The sequence below is a fragment of the Nocardia cyriacigeorgica genome (genome assembly GCF_010858045.1).
Classification (GTDB): domain Bacteria; phylum Actinomycetota; class Actinomycetes; order Mycobacteriales; family Mycobacteriaceae; genus Nocardia; species Nocardia cyriacigeorgica_E.
Genome location: NZ_JAAGVC010000018.1, coordinates 44,843 through 62,909 on the forward strand (window position 1 = coordinate 44,843; position 18,067 = coordinate 62,909).

At 68.7% G+C, this 18,067-nt stretch carries 18 protein-coding genes; 8 read left to right on the forward strand and 10 right to left on the reverse strand.

What is annotated here, in order from left to right:
* Positions 1 to 49: 49 nt before the first annotated feature.
* From GV790_RS17130 to GV790_RS17140, 3 genes are all read right to left on the reverse strand, one after another.
* A complete protein-coding gene (locus GV790_RS17130; RefSeq protein WP_163814343.1) occupies positions 50 to 769 on the reverse strand; it encodes a DJ-1/PfpI family protein in 720 nt (239 codons plus the stop codon).
* A gap of 70 nt (positions 770 to 839) precedes the next feature.
* Entirely contained in the window at positions 840 to 1,892 is a 1,053-nt protein-coding gene (locus GV790_RS17135) for a nuclear transport factor 2 family protein (RefSeq protein WP_163814344.1), read from the reverse strand.
* A 78-nt stretch (positions 1,893 to 1,970) separates the two neighbouring features.
* A complete protein-coding gene (locus GV790_RS17140; protein WP_163814345.1) occupies positions 1,971 to 2,942 on the reverse strand; it encodes a GlxA family transcriptional regulator in 972 nt (323 codons plus the stop codon).
* A gap of 211 nt (positions 2,943 to 3,153) precedes the next feature.
* On the opposite strand from GV790_RS17140, the gene GV790_RS17145 reads away from it, so the two are divergent.
* On the forward strand, positions 3,154 to 3,693 hold the full coding sequence (locus GV790_RS17145; protein ID WP_163814346.1) for a GNAT family N-acetyltransferase: 540 nt from the start codon (positions 3,154 to 3,156) through the stop codon (positions 3,691 to 3,693).
* A gap of 13 nt (positions 3,694 to 3,706) precedes the next feature.
* Here GV790_RS17145 and GV790_RS17150 read toward each other — a convergent pair whose 3' ends face one another.
* Positions 3,707 to 4,534 (reverse strand): tyrosine-protein phosphatase, encoded by an 828-nt coding sequence (locus GV790_RS17150; protein ID WP_163814347.1) that lies wholly within the window; start codon positions 4,532 to 4,534, stop codon positions 3,707 to 3,709.
* A gap of 203 nt (positions 4,535 to 4,737) precedes the next feature.
* Positions 4,738 to 5,754 (reverse strand): cell division protein ZapE, encoded by a 1,017-nt coding sequence (gene zapE, locus GV790_RS17155; protein WP_163814348.1) that lies wholly within the window; start codon positions 5,752 to 5,754, stop codon positions 4,738 to 4,740.
* Between the two features lie 35 nt (positions 5,755 to 5,789).
* Between zapE and GV790_RS17160 the strand changes: the two genes are divergently transcribed.
* The 4 genes from GV790_RS17160 (at position 5,790) to msrB (ending at position 10,169) form a co-directional block, all read left to right on the forward strand.
* Positions 5,790 to 6,629 (forward strand): pyrimidine reductase family protein, encoded by an 840-nt coding sequence (locus GV790_RS17160; protein ID WP_163814349.1) that lies wholly within the window; start codon positions 5,790 to 5,792, stop codon positions 6,627 to 6,629.
* Positions 6,630 to 6,718: 89 nt separating this feature from the next.
* Complete coding sequence (locus tag GV790_RS17165) at positions 6,719 to 8,224, forward strand: alpha/beta hydrolase (protein ID WP_163814350.1); 1,506 nt, start codon at positions 6,719 to 6,721, stop codon at positions 8,222 to 8,224.
* A gap of 116 nt (positions 8,225 to 8,340) precedes the next feature.
* Complete coding sequence (locus tag GV790_RS17170) at positions 8,341 to 9,723, forward strand: glycosyltransferase family 87 protein (protein ID WP_280210333.1); 1,383 nt, start codon at positions 8,341 to 8,343, stop codon at positions 9,721 to 9,723.
* Positions 9,723 to 10,169 (forward strand): peptide-methionine (R)-S-oxide reductase MsrB, encoded by a 447-nt coding sequence (gene msrB, locus GV790_RS17175; RefSeq protein WP_163814352.1) that lies wholly within the window; start codon positions 9,723 to 9,725, stop codon positions 10,167 to 10,169. Before GV790_RS17170 ends, msrB begins: the two co-directional genes overlap by 1 nt.
* A gap of 82 nt (positions 10,170 to 10,251) precedes the next feature.
* Here the strand turns inward: msrB and hemQ are convergent, their stop codons facing one another.
* On the reverse strand, positions 10,252 to 10,947 hold the full coding sequence (gene hemQ, locus GV790_RS17180) for a hydrogen peroxide-dependent heme synthase (protein ID WP_163814353.1): 696 nt from the start codon (positions 10,945 to 10,947) through the stop codon (positions 10,252 to 10,254).
* A 237-nt stretch (positions 10,948 to 11,184) separates the two neighbouring features.
* Here hemQ and GV790_RS17185 point away from each other — a divergent pair, with 237 nt between their 5' ends.
* Together GV790_RS17185 and GV790_RS17190 are read left to right on the forward strand one after the other, a co-directional pair.
* Entirely contained in the window at positions 11,185 to 11,514 is a 330-nt protein-coding gene (locus tag GV790_RS17185; RefSeq protein WP_163814354.1) for an ArsR/SmtB family transcription factor, read from the forward strand.
* The gene (locus tag GV790_RS17190; RefSeq protein WP_163814355.1) at positions 11,514 to 12,212 is read left to right on the forward strand and encodes a cation transporter; all 699 of its coding nucleotides are present in this window, start codon (positions 11,514 to 11,516) and stop codon (positions 12,210 to 12,212) included. Before GV790_RS17185 ends, GV790_RS17190 begins: the two co-directional genes overlap by 1 nt.
* 223 nt (positions 12,213 to 12,435) lie before the next feature.
* On the opposite strand, the gene GV790_RS17195 is transcribed toward GV790_RS17190, so the two are convergent.
* The 4 genes from GV790_RS17195 to hemE form a co-directional block, all read right to left on the reverse strand.
* Positions 12,436 to 13,779 carry a protoporphyrinogen oxidase gene (locus GV790_RS17195; RefSeq protein ID WP_163814356.1) on the reverse strand — a complete coding sequence of 448 codons (1,344 nt, stop codon included), beginning with the start codon at positions 13,777 to 13,779 and terminating at the stop codon, positions 12,436 to 12,438.
* Positions 13,780 to 14,357: 578 nt separating this feature from the next.
* Positions 14,358 to 15,599, reverse strand: a complete 1,242-nt coding sequence (locus tag GV790_RS17200) for a globin domain-containing protein (protein ID WP_163814357.1) — start codon at positions 15,597 to 15,599, stop codon at positions 14,358 to 14,360.
* Positions 15,596 to 16,069 (reverse strand): RrF2 family transcriptional regulator, encoded by a 474-nt coding sequence (locus tag GV790_RS17205; RefSeq protein WP_163814358.1) that lies wholly within the window; start codon positions 16,067 to 16,069, stop codon positions 15,596 to 15,598. Before GV790_RS17205 ends, GV790_RS17200 begins: the two co-directional genes overlap by 4 nt.
* A gap of 212 nt (positions 16,070 to 16,281) precedes the next feature.
* Positions 16,282 to 17,340 carry a uroporphyrinogen decarboxylase gene (gene hemE / locus GV790_RS17210; RefSeq protein ID WP_163814359.1) on the reverse strand — a complete coding sequence of 353 codons (1,059 nt, stop codon included), beginning with the start codon at positions 17,338 to 17,340 and terminating at the stop codon, positions 16,282 to 16,284.
* A gap of 168 nt (positions 17,341 to 17,508) precedes the next feature.
* Between hemE and GV790_RS17215 the strand changes: the two genes are divergently transcribed.
* On the forward strand, positions 17,509 to 18,060 hold the full coding sequence (locus GV790_RS17215; protein WP_048834261.1) for a DUF3000 domain-containing protein: 552 nt from the start codon (positions 17,509 to 17,511) through the stop codon (positions 18,058 to 18,060).
* The last annotated feature ends 7 nt before the right edge of the window (positions 18,061 to 18,067 follow it).

An 18,067-nucleotide genomic window follows, 5' to 3' on the forward strand; every position in this document is an offset into this window, starting at 1 on the left:
GCCGTGGTACCCCCGGCGGGGGCCGAGTCGATCGGGGAGGTCGCACCCGCTACCGGGTCCAGACCGTCCCCCGCCGCTCATATTCCATGACTTCCTCGACGGCGAGGGCCGTCGCCGAACCCAACTCGCGCTGCACCAGCCACAGCGCGAGATCCAGACCAGAGGTGACACCACCGGTGGTGACCAGATCGCCGTCGTCGACGACTCGCGCTCTGGTGATCACACCGCCTTCCCGTTCCAGCTGCTCGACCAGCCGGTGATGGGTCGTGCACGGTCGGCCCCGGGTGAGCCCCGCCGCCGACAGCAGCATCGACCCGACACAGACCGAGGCCATGGTCAGTCCGTCCCGCCGGGCCGCCGCCAGCAGCCGGGGCAGGTGACCCCGCTCGATCTCGGTCGGGACGCCGGGTGCGCCCGGCGGTAAGCCGTAGCCACCGCCGGGCACCACGATCACGTCGGCCAGGTGCGGCGACCACCCGGAACGAATGTCGATCGCGGTGCCCGACATCAGGACGACCGGACCTGGATCAGCCGCGCTGACCAGCTCGACCTCGGCACGAGAGTCGAAATGCGTCGCGTAACCCAGCACTTCCAGCGGCGCGAAGATATCCAGGTCGTCAACCCCGTCGAAGACGAGAATCTGCACCCGCCATGAAGCCGGATCGTCGCGTCGGCGCCGCGTCGGCGCCGGTGCCGCCGTCGGCATCACCAGGAATCCGGCACCGGTGGCCGCGCCGACACCGGCCCGCAGCATCGTCCGCCGATTCATGCCCGGTCATCGTGCTCGAGGTGCCGCTCCGGCGCGCGAGCACCGGCGCGTCGGCGTGAGCTCCGCGTGCTCATGCGGAGAAGTAGGGGTCGTCCAGCACGTACCGCCAGGACCCGTCCCGGCCACGCCGCGCGATCTCGGTGGAGGTGGAGACCACGGCGGCGCCGTTCGGACCCACACCGGAAACGACGGCGTCATTGGAGATCATCGCCAAGTCACCGGCGACGTGGAGGCGGCGAGGACGAAGTTCGATGGTGGCCCCGGAGCCGATCATCTCGCCGAGCGCCGCCCGGATCGCCTCGGTTCCGGCCCGGCTCTCGCCAGGCGCCGAGAACAGCAGCGCCGCAGGCTCATACAGCGCCATCAAGGCATCGAGATCACCGGCGTTGAAGTGGGTGGTGAACAGCGCTGCCAGCTCGGCGGGCGAACCGGCTCCCACGCTGTCGGCACCGACCCGCACCGGACGATCGCCCCATCCCGCGGAGTCGACGAGGTCGAACCAGGTGATCGGCCCGTGCGTCGGGTAGTACAGCCGGCAGATCTGGCCGGGAAAGTTGAAGGGGCTGCCCTTGGCCGGATTGTCGCGCACCTGCCTGGCCAGCATCTCACCGAACGCGTATCCGAGGTCGTGGCGCGGCCATACCGCGTGCACACGCTGCGCGAAACCCTCCGGCAGCAGGTCCCGGTAGCGCCCGACGATATCGACGCCCGTGCCGCGTTGTACCAGTGCCTCCACCGGCCCGAATCGATGGGCGATGCCGTCGACGGTGTGCAGGGCGACGGCATTCCATACCGTCCGCACCCGCGACTCCTCGACCCCGTGGCTGCGGAGAAACTCCGCGGCGGCGTCGGCGCCGTCCACCTCGAACCGCTGATCGCCGTTCGCGTGTTCGGTCGCCCCGAGGTCGTGCAGGATGCTGCCGAGGTAGACCAGCTCGTCGTCGTAATCCACCCCCGGCCGCAGCCCTTCGGCCTTGGCGACCTCCCGCGCGTACAGGTAGGCGCGGACGCAATGGTTGTAGACCAGCGGCGGCGACACCCGCGCCACGAGCGCGTCGGCCGCAAGCGCGAGTTCCGAAGTGGGCAGGTCGAACTGGGCCCGGTCGGCTTGTTGAACGGTCATCGTTGTCCCTTCCGAATGTGCCCACTCAGTCTCGGTTCGGAAGCGACCACCGCCCAGTGGCCGGATAGCCAATGTCCGCTAAATTCTGGCCAGCCGTCCGGCATGCTGAAAGCTGGCGCGGTAGGCCTGCGGCGAGGTCCGGGCGAACCGGGCGAAGTGGTATCGCAGGGTCGCGGCGGTGCCGAAACCCGAAGCCTCGGCGATTCGATCGATCGACAGGTCCGAGGTCTCGAGCAGTTGCTGGGCCCGGTGCACCCGGGCTCGGAGCAACCACTGCAATGGCGTGGTCCCGATCTCGGCCCGGAATCGACGGTTCAAGCTGCGCACGCTGAGGGCTCCGTGCGCGGCGATGTCGTCGAGGGTCACCGGCCGGTGCAGGTTGGCTTGCATCCAGTCGAGCACCGGCTGCAGCGAGGCGCCGGAATCGTCCGGGTCGGTGTGTGCGATGAATTGCGCTTGGCCACCGCCACGTTGCGGCGGCATGACGAGTCGCCGCGCGGTATCGGCGGCGACTCGCGCGCCCAGGTCGCGGCGCACCATGTGCAGGCACAGATCGAGTCCGGCCGCTACACCGGCCGAGGTGAGCAGGGACCCGTTGTCGACGAACAGCACCGACGGATCCACCTCGACGCGGGGATACCGGCGAGCCAGTTCCGCGGCGTGTTCCCAGTGGGTCGTCGCGCGCGACCCGTCGAGTAACCCGGTCGCCGCCAGGGTGAACGCGCCGACGCAGACCGACGCCACCCGCGCGCCCCGCGCGGCGGCGTCCAGCAGTGCGCGGCGAACGGCTTCGGCGGGCTCGTCGAGGAACTCGGTCCGGCCCGGAATCATGACGATGTCCGCCTCGGCGAGGCAGTCGAGATCCCATTCCGACTGCAACCGGACAGCGCCGTGTACCGCCGCCGCACCCGCGCTGCCGCCCGGGGTCACCACGCGGATGTCGTAGTACTGCTCGCCGAGCATGCTGTTCGCCGCGCCGAACACCATGCCGGGAAGCATCACCTCGAAACCGATCACCGAATCCGGAGCAAGTACCGCTACCACTGTCATGGCCAGAATTTAGCGCACAGCGGCATATTGGCCAGGCGGAGCCAATTCACTCCGGCTTCCAGGTCCTCGTCCTACCGCCTCGCGGTATCCCGCCGCGCCTCGGCGGCAGGGCGCGCGGTGATCGGCGGGCGTAGCGATGTGGTTGCGGCCGTTCCCGTGCCACGCCCGGCAAACTCCGGGCACTCGCCAGGGTTCGTGCTGTACTGGACACATGAGCAATACCCCAGTCATCGTGGACCGGGCCGGACTCTGGGATGCCGAAGCGCTCAGCGATGTCGCCGCGGCGACCTTTCCGCTCGCGTGCCCACCCGGCGCGACCGCCGACGATATCGAGATCTTCATCTCCGAGGTGCTGTCGGGCGAACGGTTCGGCGAGTACCTGTCTGATCCGTCGCGCGCGGTGCTGAAGGCGGTGTCGGGCGGCGAGATCGTCGGATACGCGATGCTGGTCGGCGGCGAACCGGCCGATCCGGAGGTCGCGGCGGCGGTCGATCCGCGGCCGGTGGTCGAGATCAGCAAGATGTATGTGCTGCCGGGCCATCACGGGACGGGCGTATCCACGGCGTTGATGGTGGCGGCGCTCGACAGGGCTCGCGAGGACGGCTATTCGGGAGTGTGGCTCGGGGTGAACCAGGAAAACGCCCGTGCGCAACGCTTCTACGCCAAGCACGGTTTCGACACCGTCGGCACCAAGACCTTCACCGTCGGCAACCAGGTACACCACGATTACGTGATGCAACTGGTGTTCTGAGGCCGAGCCTCGCTCAGGCCAGCATGCGCGCTTTCAGGCCGGCGATCTCGGAATCGGTCAGGCCGAGACCGGTGCGGACGTAGTTGTCGAAGCTGCCGTAGGTGGCCGCGGCCTGATCGAAGGCGGCATCGAGCCAGCCGGCTTCGACACCGTTGAGCAGATCACCGGGCTCGGCGCCGCGATAGTGGTTCGACAGCAGGTAATCCTCGGTGACGGTGGCGCGGTCGACGCCGAGGATGCTCAGCAGCACCGCGGCCGTCCAGCCGGTGCGGTCCTTGCCCGCGGTGCAGTGGAACAGCACGGCGCCACCGTCGGCGGCCCGCCCGTTCTCGATGACGTCACGCAGCACCGACGCGATGGCCGCGTTGGCGCCGGGGGCGGTGATGAAGGCGCGATACATCTCGGCGCCGCCGGCCAGGCTCGACACCAGCTGCGGCAGCGGCGCGCCACCGATCACGTCGTACCAGTTCGCCCGGGCACCTGCCGGCACCCGGTCCGGTGCGAGCGCGCGTTCGTAGACGGTGCGCAGATCGTCGACGTCGCGTACCTTGCGCTCGGTGAGTTCGGCCAGATCCGCCGGGGTGAGGTGATCGAGTTGATCGGTGCGGAACACCAGTCCGGTGCGCACCGTTCGCCCGTCGACGGTGCGATAGCCGCCGAGGTCGCGGGCATTCCGCGCGCCTTCCAGGTGGAGTGAGCGGTCGATGGCGAGCGCGCTCGACGCGGACGGCGGATCGGCGGGTGCGATGGCGGCGGTGGGCCCGAAGGCGATGGCCGCCCCGGCGACCAGAGCGATCGGCACACGCAGCCCGTAACCGACCATGGTGGAACGGTGGACCATCGCGAAGCTCCCCTCATCGGCGCGTGGTGCCCGGCCTGTTCTGCCGACGGCTCCCACGGCAAGTCCCGCCCAGCAAACCAAGCCGGAGACGGTGCGGTCAAGCCCGTTTCGGCGAGTCGCGGCCGATCACGCCGCGTCGGATCCGGCTTGATCCAGGGGCCCGACGTGGTGATACGCCGCGACCGCCGCCGTACTCGATCGGCTCAGGCCGTCACTTCGAACCGCGACAAGGCCAGCAGACGCGAGATCGCGCGCAGGTATTTCTTGCGGTAGCCACCATCGAGCATCTCCTGGGAGAAGATCTCGTCGAGCTTGGCGCCGGACACCGTGACGGGCACGCTGGCGTCGTAGAGCCGGTCGGCCAGCACCACGATGCGCAGCGCCACCGCCTGATCGGTGACCGGGTGCACGCCGGAGATGAAGACCGAGGAGACACCGGAGATCAGCGCACCGTACTTGGACGGGTGCAGGGTGCTCAGATGCTTCAGCAGCTGGTCGTAATCATCCAGGGTCGAACCGGGCGTGGCGGCGGCGCGCTCGGCGAGCTCGTCGGGCGAGGTGGGTTCGGGCGCGGGCGGCAGGTCGCGGTGGCGGTAGTCGGGGCCGTCGACACGCACGGCCTCGAAGATCGCGCCGAGCTTCTTGATCTCGCGCATGAAGTCCTGTGCGGCGAAACGGCCCTCGCCGAGCTGGCCCGGCAGGGTGTTGGAGGTCGCCGCGATGGACACACCGCTCGCCGACAGCTCGGTGAGCAGGCGCGAGACCAGCATGGTGTCGCCCGGATCGTCGAGCTCGAATTCGTCGATGCACAGCACGCTGTTGGCGCTGAGCCGCTCCACCGCGTTGGTGAATCCGAGCGCGCCGACCAGGTTGGTGAGCTCGCCGAAGGTGCCGAACGATTTGGGTGCCGGCGCGCTGTGGAAGATCGAGGCCAACAGGTGGGTCTTGCCGACGCCGAAGCCGCCGTCGAGGTAGAGCCCGGCGCCGTCGACCTGCTTCTTCTTACCGAACAGGCTCTTCTTCGAGGCGGCCTTGTGGATCTTGGCGACCTGCCCGGCGAACTCCTCGGCCTTGCGTACCGCGGCGGCCTGGCTGGGTTCGTTCGGGTCGGGAATGTAGGAGGCGAAGCTGACCTCGTCGAACATGGGTGGCGGCACCATCTGGGCGACGAGTTGATCCGCCGGAACCTCCGGATGGCGATCGACGAGGCGTTCTTGCATGGGCGAAGCCTAATGACGTGGTGTGATCTGTCTTCATGCAGCGTATCCACAATGCGATCCAGCTCACAGGACTGACCGACGAGGAACTCTTCCAGCTCTACGGCTACCCCACCGGGCTCGACCGTCCCTGGGTGCGAGCGAATTTCGTGTCCAGCATCGACGGCGCCGTCACCAGCGACGGCGTGTCGGGCGGATTGGGCACCGACGCCGACCGCAAGGTCTTTCTGGCGCTGCGCGAGCTGGCCGACGTGGTGCTGGTCGGAGCGGGCACCGTACGGACGGAGAACTACGGTCCCGCCAAGACCGATCCGGCGCTGCGGCGCCGGCTGCACGAGCTCGGGATCGGCGGCCACCCCGACGGCACGCCACCGCCCATCGCGGTGGTGACGGCCAGCGCCGCGATGGACGCCACCGCACGGCTGTTTCCCCGGTCCCACGACGCGTCTGCGGCTACCCGGGCCGATTCCGCCGGTGGCCAGGCGACGCGGCCTCCTGCGGGGCCGAACCCGCACCTGGTCGCCCCGCTGATCATCACCACCGCGGCCGCGCCCGCCATCCGCAAACAGCAGCTCGCCGACGCCGGAGCTGAGGTGATCGAGGCCGGTGACGTCGCCGTGTCACCGCAGGCCGCGATGACGGCACTGGCCGAGCGCGGACTGACGCGGGTGTTGTGCGAGGGCGGGCCGCGACTGTTCGGTGATCTGCTGGTCGCGGACTGCATCGATGAGCTGTGCCTGACCACCTCGCCGGTGTTGATCGGCGGGACCGCGGCGCGAATCGCGCTGTCGCGCGAGGAGTTCCGGGTGACGATGCGCCCGGCCCACATTCTGCTGGACGAGGACGCGACGATGCTCATCCGGTGGGTGCGCTGCTGAGGGCCTGTGTGAAACACGGCACGAGACCTGGCAGGGTGTAACGCATGCGCTGGACTCGGGCCGTGGTACCGGCCTCGATACTTTCGATCATGATCGCCGGATGCGGGGCCGGACCCTCGGATCGCCCCGGCGTGGCCATCGAACGTCCGCCGGTCGCGGGCGAGGCCACCACCTCGGCCGCCGCCGCGCCGCCGCCGCAGGCCGAGGTGCCGAAGACCGATCTGAGCTGGCGGGAATGCACCACGCCGACGCTCGATCTGCTCGGTCTCGGCCCCGCCCCCGAGGGCCTGGTGCTCGAATGCGCCGAGTATTCGACGCCGATCGACGCTTCGGGGGCGATTCTCGGTTCCTTCCGCAACGGCGCGATCCGTGCCCGTCTACCGCAAACCCCCGCCGACGCGGCGCCGGTCGTGCTCACCTCCGGCACCGACCGGTCCTCCACCGCGACGCTGGCCGGGCTGGCGGTCGGCCCGGCCAACGCGATCCTGGCCCAACGCCCGATCGTCGCGGTCGACCGTCGCGGCATCGGTAGCTCGCAGCCGATCGACTGCCTGCCACCCGAAATCCGCGACCCCATCCACGACAACGCCCAGTTCTCGCCCGGCGACGACCAGATCGCCACGATGGCCGAGCTGAGCCAGAACGCCACCATCGCCTGCCGCGACTTCCTCCAGCCCTACGACGGCACCTTCGACGCCGCGCACGCCGCCGACGACATCGAGCAGCTGCGCAAGCAGTGGCAGGTCGAACATATCGCGATGATCGGCACCGGCAACGGCGCGCTGGTCGCGATGGCCTATGCCCGCAAGTTCGGCGATCATCTGGCGCGCCTGGTGCTGGATTCACCGCACGCGGTGGGCGTGGACGCGGTGACCAAGGGCGAGCAGCAGGTGCAGGGCGCGGAGGCGGCGTTGACGGCGTTCGCGCAACGCTGCGTCGGCCTGAACTGTTCGCTTGGTCCCGATCCGCGCGGGAAGGTGACCGAACTTCTCGGCAAGGCCACCGCAGGACAGCTCGGCGACATCTCGGCAAACGGCTTGCTCACCGCGATCACCGGCTTCCTCGGCAGCCCGCGCAGCGACCAGAACAACCGCGTCACCGAACTGGCCGATGCGCTCTCGGCGGCCGATCGCGGCGACCTCGCGCCGCTGGAAAACCAGGTCCAGCGCGCGACCTCGGCCACCGCCGACGACGGACAGTTCGTCAACGGCTGCACCGACACCCAGCAGCCGCCGACGGCGAGCCAGGCGGCCGGGCTTGCCGAGGACTGGGGCGCCAAGTATCCGGTGTTCGGCCGCGCCGCGGCGATCTCGCTGCTGACCTGCTCGGCCTGGCCCGTGCTGACCCCGCCGGCGGCCCCGGAGAAGCTCGCGCTTCCGGTGCTGGTACTGGCCGGGGTGGCCGATCCGGTCAGCGGTGCCGGTCAGGCATCGGTCACCGGTGCACTCGGGCGCGCGGGCGCGCGCAATGCCACCCTCACCTGGCAGGGCTACGGCCATCCGGTGTCCAACCACTCCGGCTGTGCGCAGCGCGCTGTGGTCGAGTACCTGAAGGACGCGAAGCTGCCCGCCGACGGCACTGCCTGCCCGGCCTGAGCGGCGCGGTGCGCACCTCATCGACTCCCGCCTCGGCGGGCTCGCCGACCCGGTCGCGGGCACGCCGAGGCGGGTCCGGGCAACCATCTGGGCACGATCCGGTGTACCGTGCCCCAGTGTTACTTCGACAGCTCGAGCCCAGGACAGCTCGCACCACCGCCGAGGTGATCAAGTTCGCACTGTGGCCCCTCGCGGTCATGACCGTGCTGAACAGGGTCCTCATCAAGGCTGTCAATGGTTTCGTCACAGACGATTATCGGCCCGTGTATCAGGCGTCGCTCGATTTCCTGAACGGTCGCGCGGTCTACACGGCCAATTTCGACTCGGTCGATCCGCACTACCTGTATCCGCCCAGCGGCACGCTGCTCATCGCGCCGATCGCGATCATCGACTACGAGAAGTCGCGCTGGCTGTTCATCCTGCTGAACGCCGTCGCCATCCTGATCGCCTGGTATCTGCTGCTTCGCCTGTTCAACTACACGCTGAAGTCGATCGCCGCGCCCGCGCTGCTGCTGGCGATGTTCATGTCCGAGACGGTGATCAACACGCTGGTGTTCACCAACGTCAACGGGTGCCTGCTGCTGGCGGAGCTGCTGTTCATCATGCTGCTGTTGCAACGGCGGGATGTGTGGTCGGGGGCGATACTCGGCTTGACGATCGCGGTCAAACCCACGCTCGCGCCGCTGCTGCTGATCGCGGCGGCGCGCGGGCAGTGGAAGGTGTTCATCACCGCTCTCGGTGTGCCGCTGGCGCTCAACGCGATCGCCTGGCCGTTGATGAAGGACGCGAGTTCCTTCCTCACCCGGACCGGCCCCTACATCCTGGAAACCCGCGACTACTTCAACAGCGCGATCTCCGGCAACGCCGAGTACTTCGGGCTGCCGCCGTGGCTGACCTGGACCATGCGGCTGGCCATGGGCGTCATCGTGGCGTTGACGCTGTGGCTGCTGTACCGCTACTACCGCGAGGACGAGCTCTTCTTCGTCTGCACCTCCTCCGGCGTGCTGCTGATCGCGTCCTGGCTGCTGTCGTCGCTGGGCCAGATGTACTACTCGATGCTGGTGTTCCCGTTCCTGATGACGGTGGTGCTGCGCAACTCGGTGCTGCGCAACTGGCCGGCCTGGCTCGCCATTTTCGGGTTCCTCAGCTACGACAAATGGCTGTCGGATCGCTGGCAGAGCCTCGGCCGCAATATCGAATACCTGCGGATCACCTTCGGCTGGGGTCTGCTGCTGATCGTGGTGTTCTGCGTGCTCGGTGACCGCTATCTGGCCGCGCGCCGGGAAGGCCGGCTGAAGTTCGGGATCGATCCCGCGTGGATGGCCTCGGCGCCGGACCCGCGTGGACCGGCCGAGCCTGCGGCCGTGGCGTCCACCGGCACTATCGACGCCGAACAGCCGGGTTCACCCGCCGCACGCGCCGAGCGAATGCGCGATCGTGCCGAGGAAGCGGACAACGACACAGCGGCGGCGGAGGACAAGCGCATTACCGTGGAGTGATGAGCTCCGAATCGGATACCTCCCTGCCCGCCCCGCGGATCCAGCTGACGCCGCAGGAGTGGAAGGCCAAGCTCAGTCCCGAAGAGTTCGCGGTGCTGCGTGAGGCGGCCACCGAACGGCCCTTCGTCGGCGAATACACCGACACCAAGACCGAGGGCGTCTACACTTGCCGAGCCTGCGGCGCCGAACTGTTCCGCAGTACGGAAAAGTTCGACTCGCACTGCGGCTGGCCGTCGTTCTTCGATCCGGCCGACTCCGACGCGGTGATCCTGCGAGCGGACAATTCGCTCGGCATGCGCCGGGTCGAGGTGCTGTGCGCGACGTGCCACAGCCACCTCGGGCACGTCTTCGAGGGCGAGGGCTACCGGACACCCACCGACAAGCGGTACTGCATCAATTCCATCGCGCTGCGGCTGCACCCCTCGGACACCGCAACCCGCCAGTAACCCGACGTGCCGTGCGCAAACGGTACGCAACCAGGCAGCGGCGCGCATGCCCCGAAAGTTCGGGGCATGCGCGGTACTGGGTTCAGGGCAGCGCGGTCATCAGCTGCTCGACCTCGACGCGCGGGCCGGTGAAGAACGGTACTTCCTCGCGCACGTGCAGGCGGGCCTCGGTGGCGCGCAGATCGCGCATCAGGTCCACGATGCGGTGCAGTTCCGGGGCCTCGAAGGCCAGGATCCACTCGTAGTCGCCGAGCGCGAACGAGCTCACGGTGTTGGCTCGCACATCCGGGTAGCCGCGGGCGGCCTTGCCGTGATCGGCCAGCATCTTGCGGCGCTCCTCGTCGGGCAGCAGGTACCACTCGTAGGACCGCACGAACGGGTACACGCAGATGTAGTTGCCCGGGTCCTCGCCGGCCAGGAACGCCGGGATATGGCTCTTGTTGAACTCGGCGGGCCGGTGGATGGCCACATTGCTCCACACCGGCGCGCTGGCCTTGCCGAGCGCGGTGGTGCGGCGGAAGTCGGCGTAAACCGCCTGCAGATCTTCGACCCGTTCGGCGTGCGTCCACAGCATGAAGTCGGCATCGGCGCGCATACCAGCGACGTCGTAGATGCCGCGCAGCACCACCCCGCGATCGGCCAGCCCGTCGAAGAAGGCGCGCGCCTCCTTGATCGCCGCCTCCCGGTCGTCACCCAGCGCACCGGGTTGCACCTGGAACACCGAGAACATCAGGTACCGGATAGTCGAATTGAGAGCCTGGTAGTCGAGTCGCGCCATACCCCCATCGTGCCACTCGGCGCTTTTCCCGCCGCCGCCATCCCCGCCCGGACGTCGTGCCGCGCCGCGCGCCGGACCGAGCGCGAGACGTGTGCTGCCGAAGGCCGACTCGGCAACCCCGTGACCGCGCCCCAGCGAACAGGGCGCGCGGCGATCCGGTCGTGCGACGGCCGACGAGCAAGCGCAGCATCAATGTTCACTATTTTCTGAATACAGATTTCCATGTACTGTTCGGGTATGGAGACCTCGCTGCATCACGATGCATTGGCCCGGTTCGGTCATGCGTTGTCCGACCCGACGCGCACCCGAATCCTGCTGAGCCTGCGTGAAGGTCCCGGCTATCCGTCGGAGCTGGCCGAGCAGATCGGGGTCACGCGGCAGATTCTGTCCAACCATCTGGCGTGCTTGCGCGGATGCGGGCTGGTGGTCGCCGTGCCGGAAGGGCGGCGCAACCGCTACGAGCTGGCCGATGCCAGGATTTCGGCCGCACTGTCTGATCTGCTCGGATTGGTGCTTGTCGTGGATCCGGCCTGCTGCCCAGCCGCCGATACCCAGGAGTGCTGCTGATGGATTCGCCGGGAACGCCGACCGCGCGGGCGAAGCCGAGCGCGAGCCGGAAAGCGGTGCTGGCGCGGCGGATTCGCTGGTTCGTCGCGGCGACCATCGCCTACAACGTGGTCGAGGCGATTATCGCGCTCACCGAGGGCGCACGGGTGTCGTCGACCGCGCTGATCGGGTTCGGGCTGGATTCGGTGATCGAAGTCTCCTCTGCGGCCGCCGTGGCGTGGCAATTCGCCGGACGCGACCCAGCGAAACGGGAGAAGCTCGCCCTGCGGGTCATCGCGTTCTCCTTCTTCGCCCTCGCCGCCTACGTCACCGTCGAGTCGATCCGCGGCCTGCTCGGCATGGGCGACGCCGAGCACTCCCCGATCGGCATCGGACTCGCCGCCGTGAGCCTGGTCGTCATGCCGGTGCTGTCCTGGGCGCAACGCCGCGCCGGCCGTGAGCTCGGCTCGGCCTCCGCCGTCGCCGATTCCAAACAGACCCTGCTGTGCACGTACCTGTCGGCAGTGCTGCTCGTCGGCCTGCTGCTCAACAGCCTGTTCGGCTGGTCGTGGGCCGACCCGATCGCAGCCCTCGTCATCGCCGCCATCGCGGTGAAAGAAGGCCGCAACGCCTGGAAGGGCGACACCTGCTGCCCCGCACCGGCCGCGGCGCTCGCCACGAGGGGATCCGCAGGGCACGACTGCGAATGCTGCGACTGACGTCTCCGGCATTCCTTCCCCTGCCGCACGCGCTTCGGGAAGCACTCGCCTAGATCATCGTCTCCGCATCGGCTTCACCGGCCAGGAGCTCCCCGGACACTGCCGCTTCCTCCCCGACACCATGGCCGCCGGGAGATTTCGCCGCGCTGACTCGCCCCACCACGAGACGAGCCGCAGCGGCAGACGCCCGGCCAGGCGAGCGCCGCAGCGATATGGCGGGCGGTCAGGTGAGCGCTGCCGCGATATGCCGGGCGGCGGTGGTGGCGGAGGCGACGCAGGCGGGGACGCCGACGCCGTGCAGGTAGGCGCCGGTGATGGCGAGGGTGTCGAATTCGGCTGTGGCGGATTCGATCTCGGCGATGCGGCTGGTGTGGCCGGGGGCGTATTGGGCGAGGGCGCCGGGCCAGCGTTGGACGGTGGCCGAGAGTGGGGAGATGGGGACGCCGGTGACGGTGGCGAGGTCGGCGACGGCGGCGGCGACGAGTTCGCCGTCCGGCCAGGACAGCACGGCGTCATCGCCGAATTTGCCGAAGGAGGCGCGGACCAGCGCGATCTCGCGGGCGGCCAGATGCGGCCATTTGCGGCTGGACAGGGTGAAGGCCTTGGCGCTCAACGGTTCTCCGGTGGCGACGAGGATGCCGGAGTTCTGCGGCAGCGGGGTGTCGCGCGGGAGGGCGAGTGCGACCAGGGCCGAGGAGGAGAGCTCGATTCCGGCCAGCGCCGACGACGCGGCGGGCGCTTCCGCAGCGAGCAGGCGGGCAGTCACCGGGGCGGGCGTGGCGAGGACGACGGCGTCCACCGCACCCACCGGTTCGAGCTGCCACCCCGTCGCCGTCCTGGTGAGTTCGGTGGCTTCCGCGGTCACGAACGTCGCGCCGGATCGTTGCGCGAGCGCTTCGAGCAGGACCTGATAGCCGTCGCGGATTCCGCCGAAGACGGGTGCATCCGATGGTGGCGGCAGGGCCGCGGTGACGGCGGCGGTGAGGCTGGGGGCGCCGTTGTCGAGAGCGGCGGCCAGACCAGGCAGGGCCGCGCGCACCCCGATGGATCGTGAGCTGCCCGCGTACACCCCGCCGAGCAGCGGATCGACGCTGCGGTCAGCGACTTCCGCACCGAACCGGTCGGCCACCAGGCTGTACACGTCGATGTCGGAGCCAGGCTGCCAGCTGAATGGCCGTTCGGGTTCTGTGGCGACCTGTTGCAGGGTTTCCTCGGACACCAGTCCGCGCAGCGTGTCGGCATCGGATGGGATTCCCATCAGCGTCCGGGCAGGCAGTGGGTGTGTGCTCCCCTCGGCCCAGATCAGCGGACGCAGCCCCGCCGGGCGCACCAACTGATCGTCGAGCCCGAGCTCCGCCAGCAGTGCGATGACCTCGGGCCGCCGCCCGACGAACGCCTCGGCACCCAGATCGACCGGATCCCCGTTGATCTCACCGGTGTAGAGAATGCCGCCGAGCCGCTCCCCCCGCTCTACCACGACGATCTCGGCCTGCGGCCCGAGCAGCCCACGCAACCGATACGCCGAAACCAGCCCGCTGATACCACCGCCGACGACCGCGATTCTCATACCGACGACGGTAATCCCCGCCCGTGACCGGCCGTCACGGTGGTCGGCGAAACCGCTGGTCACCGCATTGGCGACGCGGTGAGGATCACAGCCTGCGCGCGGCACCCGGCGACGCGACGGTCGAGCCGCGGACGCCCCGGCAGAGCTATCCCGGCATGGACGGGTTGTTCGAGTAGGGCGACCGTTCGATGGGTCTATTGCGCCGCCAGTATCGGCGCACACCGCGCAGCTCCCGCGACACCCGCGCCGCCCGGGCGGCCGTCGCCGCAGCACGTTCGCCACTAGCCTCGTCCGACTCGACGGCCCCACTTTCCTCCCGCGCCGGCGCCTCGGATTTTGTTGCGCCCCAACCGAAAATCCGTCTCATGCGGTGATCTTATGGCAGACCACCGACAGATTCGGCCGACCACCGAATCGCAGGCCAGGGTCGGCACAGTCCACCGGCGCCGAGAAATCTGCGACGGCCCCGTGACCACCAGATCGGCCACGGGGCGCCGTCATGCGTGTTTTCGGTCAGGGTTTCCGAGCCCTGATGTCAGGCCCGGCCGCGCTCAGTCGCGGCGACGGCGGGAACCCGCTCAGACCGGGCAGACGCCGGTCCGCCAATCGGTCGGGGTGAACTGTTCGATGTGCACCCGATCGCTCGGGACGCCCACGGCTGTCAGCTGGGAGCGGACCGCATCCAAGAATCCGTCCGCTCCGCAGACGTAAATGTCCGCGTCGGCGGGGAGGGTGATCGTGGACAAGTCCAGTAGGCCCTGGTGGGCTTCGCCCGCCTCGTCTTGGTACCAGAGTTCGAGGGTGGCCGCGTCGAGGCGGTCGATGAGGGTGCGCATGCGGTTCAGCAGGGGATGGGTGCGTGGGGTGCGGTCGGCGTGCAGGGCCAGGACGGTCCGGGGTGATCGGTGGGCGGCCAGGTATTCGAGGGTGCCGATCATCGGGGTGATGCCGATGCCAGCGGAGATGAGGACCAGTGGGGTGGTCGCGTCGGTGTCGACGGTCAGGTCGCCGAAGGGCAGGGTGATCTCGAGGTGGTCGCCGGTGGTGAGGTTGTCGTGCAACCAGCTCGACACCTCGCCGGCGGGACAGCCCGCGACAGCGTCCACGCGTTTGACGGCGAACGTCAGCTTTCCTTCGCCCGGGTTGTTGACCAGGCTGTACTGGCGTAGCTGACGCGCACCGTCGGGCAACCGGACGCCGACCGAAACATACTGCCCCGGCAGGAATTCCGGGAACGGCGCGGAGGGATCAGCCGACTCGACAGTGAAGATCGCAGCACCGGCCGGATCGTCCTCACGTCCCACGACCACCGCGTCCCGGAACACATCGCCGGGTTCGACACCGGCCGCCACATACAGCTGTTTCTCCAGGTCGATCAGCGAGTCCGCCATCAACCAGTAGACGCGATCCCAGGCGGCCGCCACCGGGTCGGTGACCACGTCGGCGCCGAGCACTTCGACGATCGCGGCGAACAGATTGTCGTGCACCACCTGGTACTGATCGGCGGTGATGCCGAGCGATGCGTGCTTGTGCCCGATCCGCGACAGCATGGCCGACGGGTGCGGCAGCTGCGGATCGACCAGGTAGGTGGCGAAGGACGCGACGGAGGCGGCGAGCGCACGCTGCTGGGAACCCTGCGCCTGGTTGCCACGGTTGAACAGATCACGGATCAATTCGGGATGGTTGCCGAACAGCCGGCGATAGAAGGCCGTGGTGATCTCGTCGATATGGGCACCGACCAAGGGCAGGGTGGCGCGGATCGTTTCGGCATGCTCGGGGTCGAGTTCGGGTAGGGCACGGACGACGCTGTCGGTGTTCACTGACTTTCCTTTACCTCGGAACCACCGCCCACCGAGGGAATGGTGAGCAGATGCAGCAATTCGACGGCAGGTCCGGTGACGAGATCGGTGACCGTATAACGATCCAATTCTCGATAGAACGCTTCCTTGGCGTCCGCGAGAATTCGGCGCAACCGGCAGGAACCGGCGAGCGGACAGGGATGATCGCCCTCGCACAGCACAACTTCGCGGTCACCTTCCAGGGCACGCACCAGCGCGCCGACCGACGCGCCGCGCCCGGTCTCGGTGATGAACAACCCACCGGAGCGGCCACGCTGCGCCTGCACGAAACCCAGCTCGACCAGTTGCGTCACCGCTTTCGCCACATGACGTTCGGACGCGTTGACCTGCCGGGCGATCAACCGAGTGGTGACCCGGTTATCGGCCTCGTCACTCACCGCCAACCGCATCAGGGCCCGGAGCCCGATATCGGTCAAGCGAGTCAGCTGCATGGCATCGACGCTACCGAGCCCGGGACTCCGGAAACCAATTCCGGACGGGTGTTCTTAATTACGCGAATTCGTGCGGTTTTTAGGCGCCGGATCAGGGCATGCGGCAATGCGGTATCAATCGCCGGAAATTGCTGCTACGCCGTGGAATCGGTATCGCAGAAAGGCATTCCGCCCCGGCGCGATCAGTGCAACGCGACGGGCTGCGGCGGACGTCACAACTGGTGGACGAGTTCGACCAGCGCGGTGATCACACCCGGATCGGTATCGGGCAGCACCCCGTGGCCGAGGTTGAAGATATGACCGGCGGCCCCGAGGGTGATGGCCTCGTCGGCCTCGTGGGTGATGCGGCGCGCCTCGGCCTCCACCGCGTCCCACCCGGCGAACAGGATCGCCGGATCCAGGTTGCCCTGCAACGCTTTTCCAGGACCGACCCGGCGCACGGCTTCGGTCAACGGCACCCGCCAGTCGACTCCGACGACGTCGGCGCCCGCCTCCCCCATCGCCCCCAGCAGCTCACCGGTGCCCACCCCGAAGTGGATGCGCGGCACACCGGCCGCGGCGACCTCGGCGAACACCCGCTCCGAATGAGGCAGCACGAACCGGCGGTAATCGGCCTGCGAGAGCGCACCGGCCCAGGAGTCGAACACCTGCACCGCGTCCACTCCGGCCGCGAGCTGGGCCTGCAAGAAGGCAATGGTGATGTCGGTGAGCACGCCGAGCAGCTCGTGCCAGGTCTGCGGATCGGCATGCATCATCGCCTTGGTGCGCTCGTGATGCTTGCTCGGACCGCCCTCGACCAGGTACGACGCCAGCGTGAACGGTGCGCCCGCGAACCCGATCAACGGCGTCTGCCCCAGTGCGTCGAGCAGCAGCCCGATCCCGTCGGTGACGGCGCCGACCTCCTCCGGTCGCAGCCGCGGCAACGCCCGCACATCGGCGGTGCTGCGCACCGGCGCGGCCACCACCGGGCCGACACCCGGCACGATATCGAGGTCGATGCCCGCCGCCTTGAGCGGAACGACGATGTCGGAGAACAGGATTGCCGCATCCACCCCGTGGCGGCGGATCGGCTGCATGGTGATCTCGCAGACCAGTTCCGGATCGAAGCAGGACTCCAGCATGCCGATGCCCGCGCGCAGCTCCCGGTACTCAGGCAGCGAGCGGCCGGCTTGGCGCATGAACCACACCGGACGCCGGCTCGGCTCGCCGCCGGTGGCGGCGGCCAGGAAGGGGGCATCGGTCAACCGGCGGCGCGTCTGTGTGCTCACCATCGTTATCGTAGGCGGGTCCACCCGCCCCTCAGCGGCGCGCCTCCGACTGCGCCGGGGACGGTAGGTCTACCGTCACCTCTCGTGACACCGCTCGACTACCGCGACGGCGCCGCATCGACCGAGGGCTCCGACGGCGAACCAGCTTCCTTTCGTGCCGCGGTCGAGGCGATGGGCACCGCAACAGTGCATCCCCGGATCGAGCTGGCCCCTATCCGTCCGCCGCAACGGCTGGCCCCGTATTCCTATGCGCTCGGCGCCGAGGTCAAACACCCCGAGACCGGTGTGGTGCCGATCGACTCCGAGGGCGATGCGTTCGGCAGGCTGATCCTGCTGCACGACCCCGACGGTGACGAGGCCTGGCACGGCACGTTCCGGCTGGTCGCCTACATCCAGGCCGATATCGACGCCGCCCTGGCCACCGACCCGCTGCTGCCCGAGGTGGCGTGGAGCTGGCTGGTGGACGCGCTGGAATCGCGGGGGGAGCCGTTCACCGCGCTCGGCGGCACCGTCACCTCCACCAGTTCGGTCCGTTACGGCGATATCGCGGGCCCGCCGCGCGCCCACCAGCTGGAGCTGCGCGCCTCCTGGACCGCGATGACCACCGAGATGCGTCCGCACGTGGAAGCCTTCGCCGAGGTACTGGCCTTCGCCGCCGGGCTGCCACCGGCCGGTATCACAGATTTGCGGCCACAGTCGTACACCAATAACGACCGCAGCTGAGCGCCAC

What these genes read in the sequence shown, in the direction of transcription:
- GV790_RS17190 (WP_163814355.1), top strand. Translation starts at nt 11,514, where the DNA reads ATGGATTCGCCGGGAACGCCGACCGCGCGGGCGAAGCCGAGCGCGAGC.
- GV790_RS17140 (WP_163814345.1), bottom strand. Translation starts at nt 2,942, where the DNA reads ATGACAGTGGTAGCGGTACTTGCTCCGGATTCGGTGATCGGTTTCGAG.
- msrB (WP_163814352.1), top strand. Translation starts at nt 9,723, where the DNA reads ATGAGCTCCGAATCGGATACCTCCCTGCCCGCCCCGCGGATCCAGCTG.
- GV790_RS17130 (WP_163814343.1), bottom strand. Translation starts at nt 769, where the DNA reads ATGAATCGGCGGACGATGCTGCGGGCCGGTGTCGGCGCGGCCACCGGT.
- GV790_RS17165 (WP_163814350.1), top strand. Translation starts at nt 6,719, where the DNA reads ATGATCGCCGGATGCGGGGCCGGACCCTCGGATCGCCCCGGCGTGGCC.
- GV790_RS17135 (WP_163814344.1), bottom strand. Translation starts at nt 1,892, where the DNA reads ATGACCGTTCAACAAGCCGACCGGGCCCAGTTCGACCTGCCCACTTCG.
- zapE (WP_163814348.1), bottom strand. Translation starts at nt 5,754, where the DNA reads ATGCAAGAACGCCTCGTCGATCGCCATCCGGAGGTTCCGGCGGATCAA.
- hemE (WP_163814359.1), bottom strand. Translation starts at nt 17,340, where the DNA reads ATGGTGAGCACACAGACGCGCCGCCGGTTGACCGATGCCCCCTTCCTG.
- GV790_RS17215 (WP_048834261.1), top strand. Translation starts at nt 17,509, where the DNA reads ATGGGCACCGCAACAGTGCATCCCCGGATCGAGCTGGCCCCTATCCGT.
- GV790_RS17150 (WP_163814347.1), bottom strand. Translation starts at nt 4,534, where the DNA reads ATGGTCCACCGTTCCACCATGGTCGGTTACGGGCTGCGTGTGCCGATC.
- GV790_RS17195 (WP_163814356.1), bottom strand. Translation starts at nt 13,779, where the DNA reads ATGAGAATCGCGGTCGTCGGCGGTGGTATCAGCGGGCTGGTTTCGGCG.
- GV790_RS17205 (WP_163814358.1), bottom strand. Translation starts at nt 16,069, where the DNA reads ATGCAGCTGACTCGCTTGACCGATATCGGGCTCCGGGCCCTGATGCGG.
- hemQ (WP_163814353.1), bottom strand. Translation starts at nt 10,947, where the DNA reads ATGGCGCGACTCGACTACCAGGCTCTCAATTCGACTATCCGGTACCTG.
- GV790_RS17185 (WP_163814354.1), top strand. Translation starts at nt 11,185, where the DNA reads ATGGAGACCTCGCTGCATCACGATGCATTGGCCCGGTTCGGTCATGCG.
- GV790_RS17160 (WP_163814349.1), top strand. Translation starts at nt 5,790, where the DNA reads ATGCAGCGTATCCACAATGCGATCCAGCTCACAGGACTGACCGACGAG.
- GV790_RS17145 (WP_163814346.1), top strand. Translation starts at nt 3,154, where the DNA reads ATGAGCAATACCCCAGTCATCGTGGACCGGGCCGGACTCTGGGATGCC.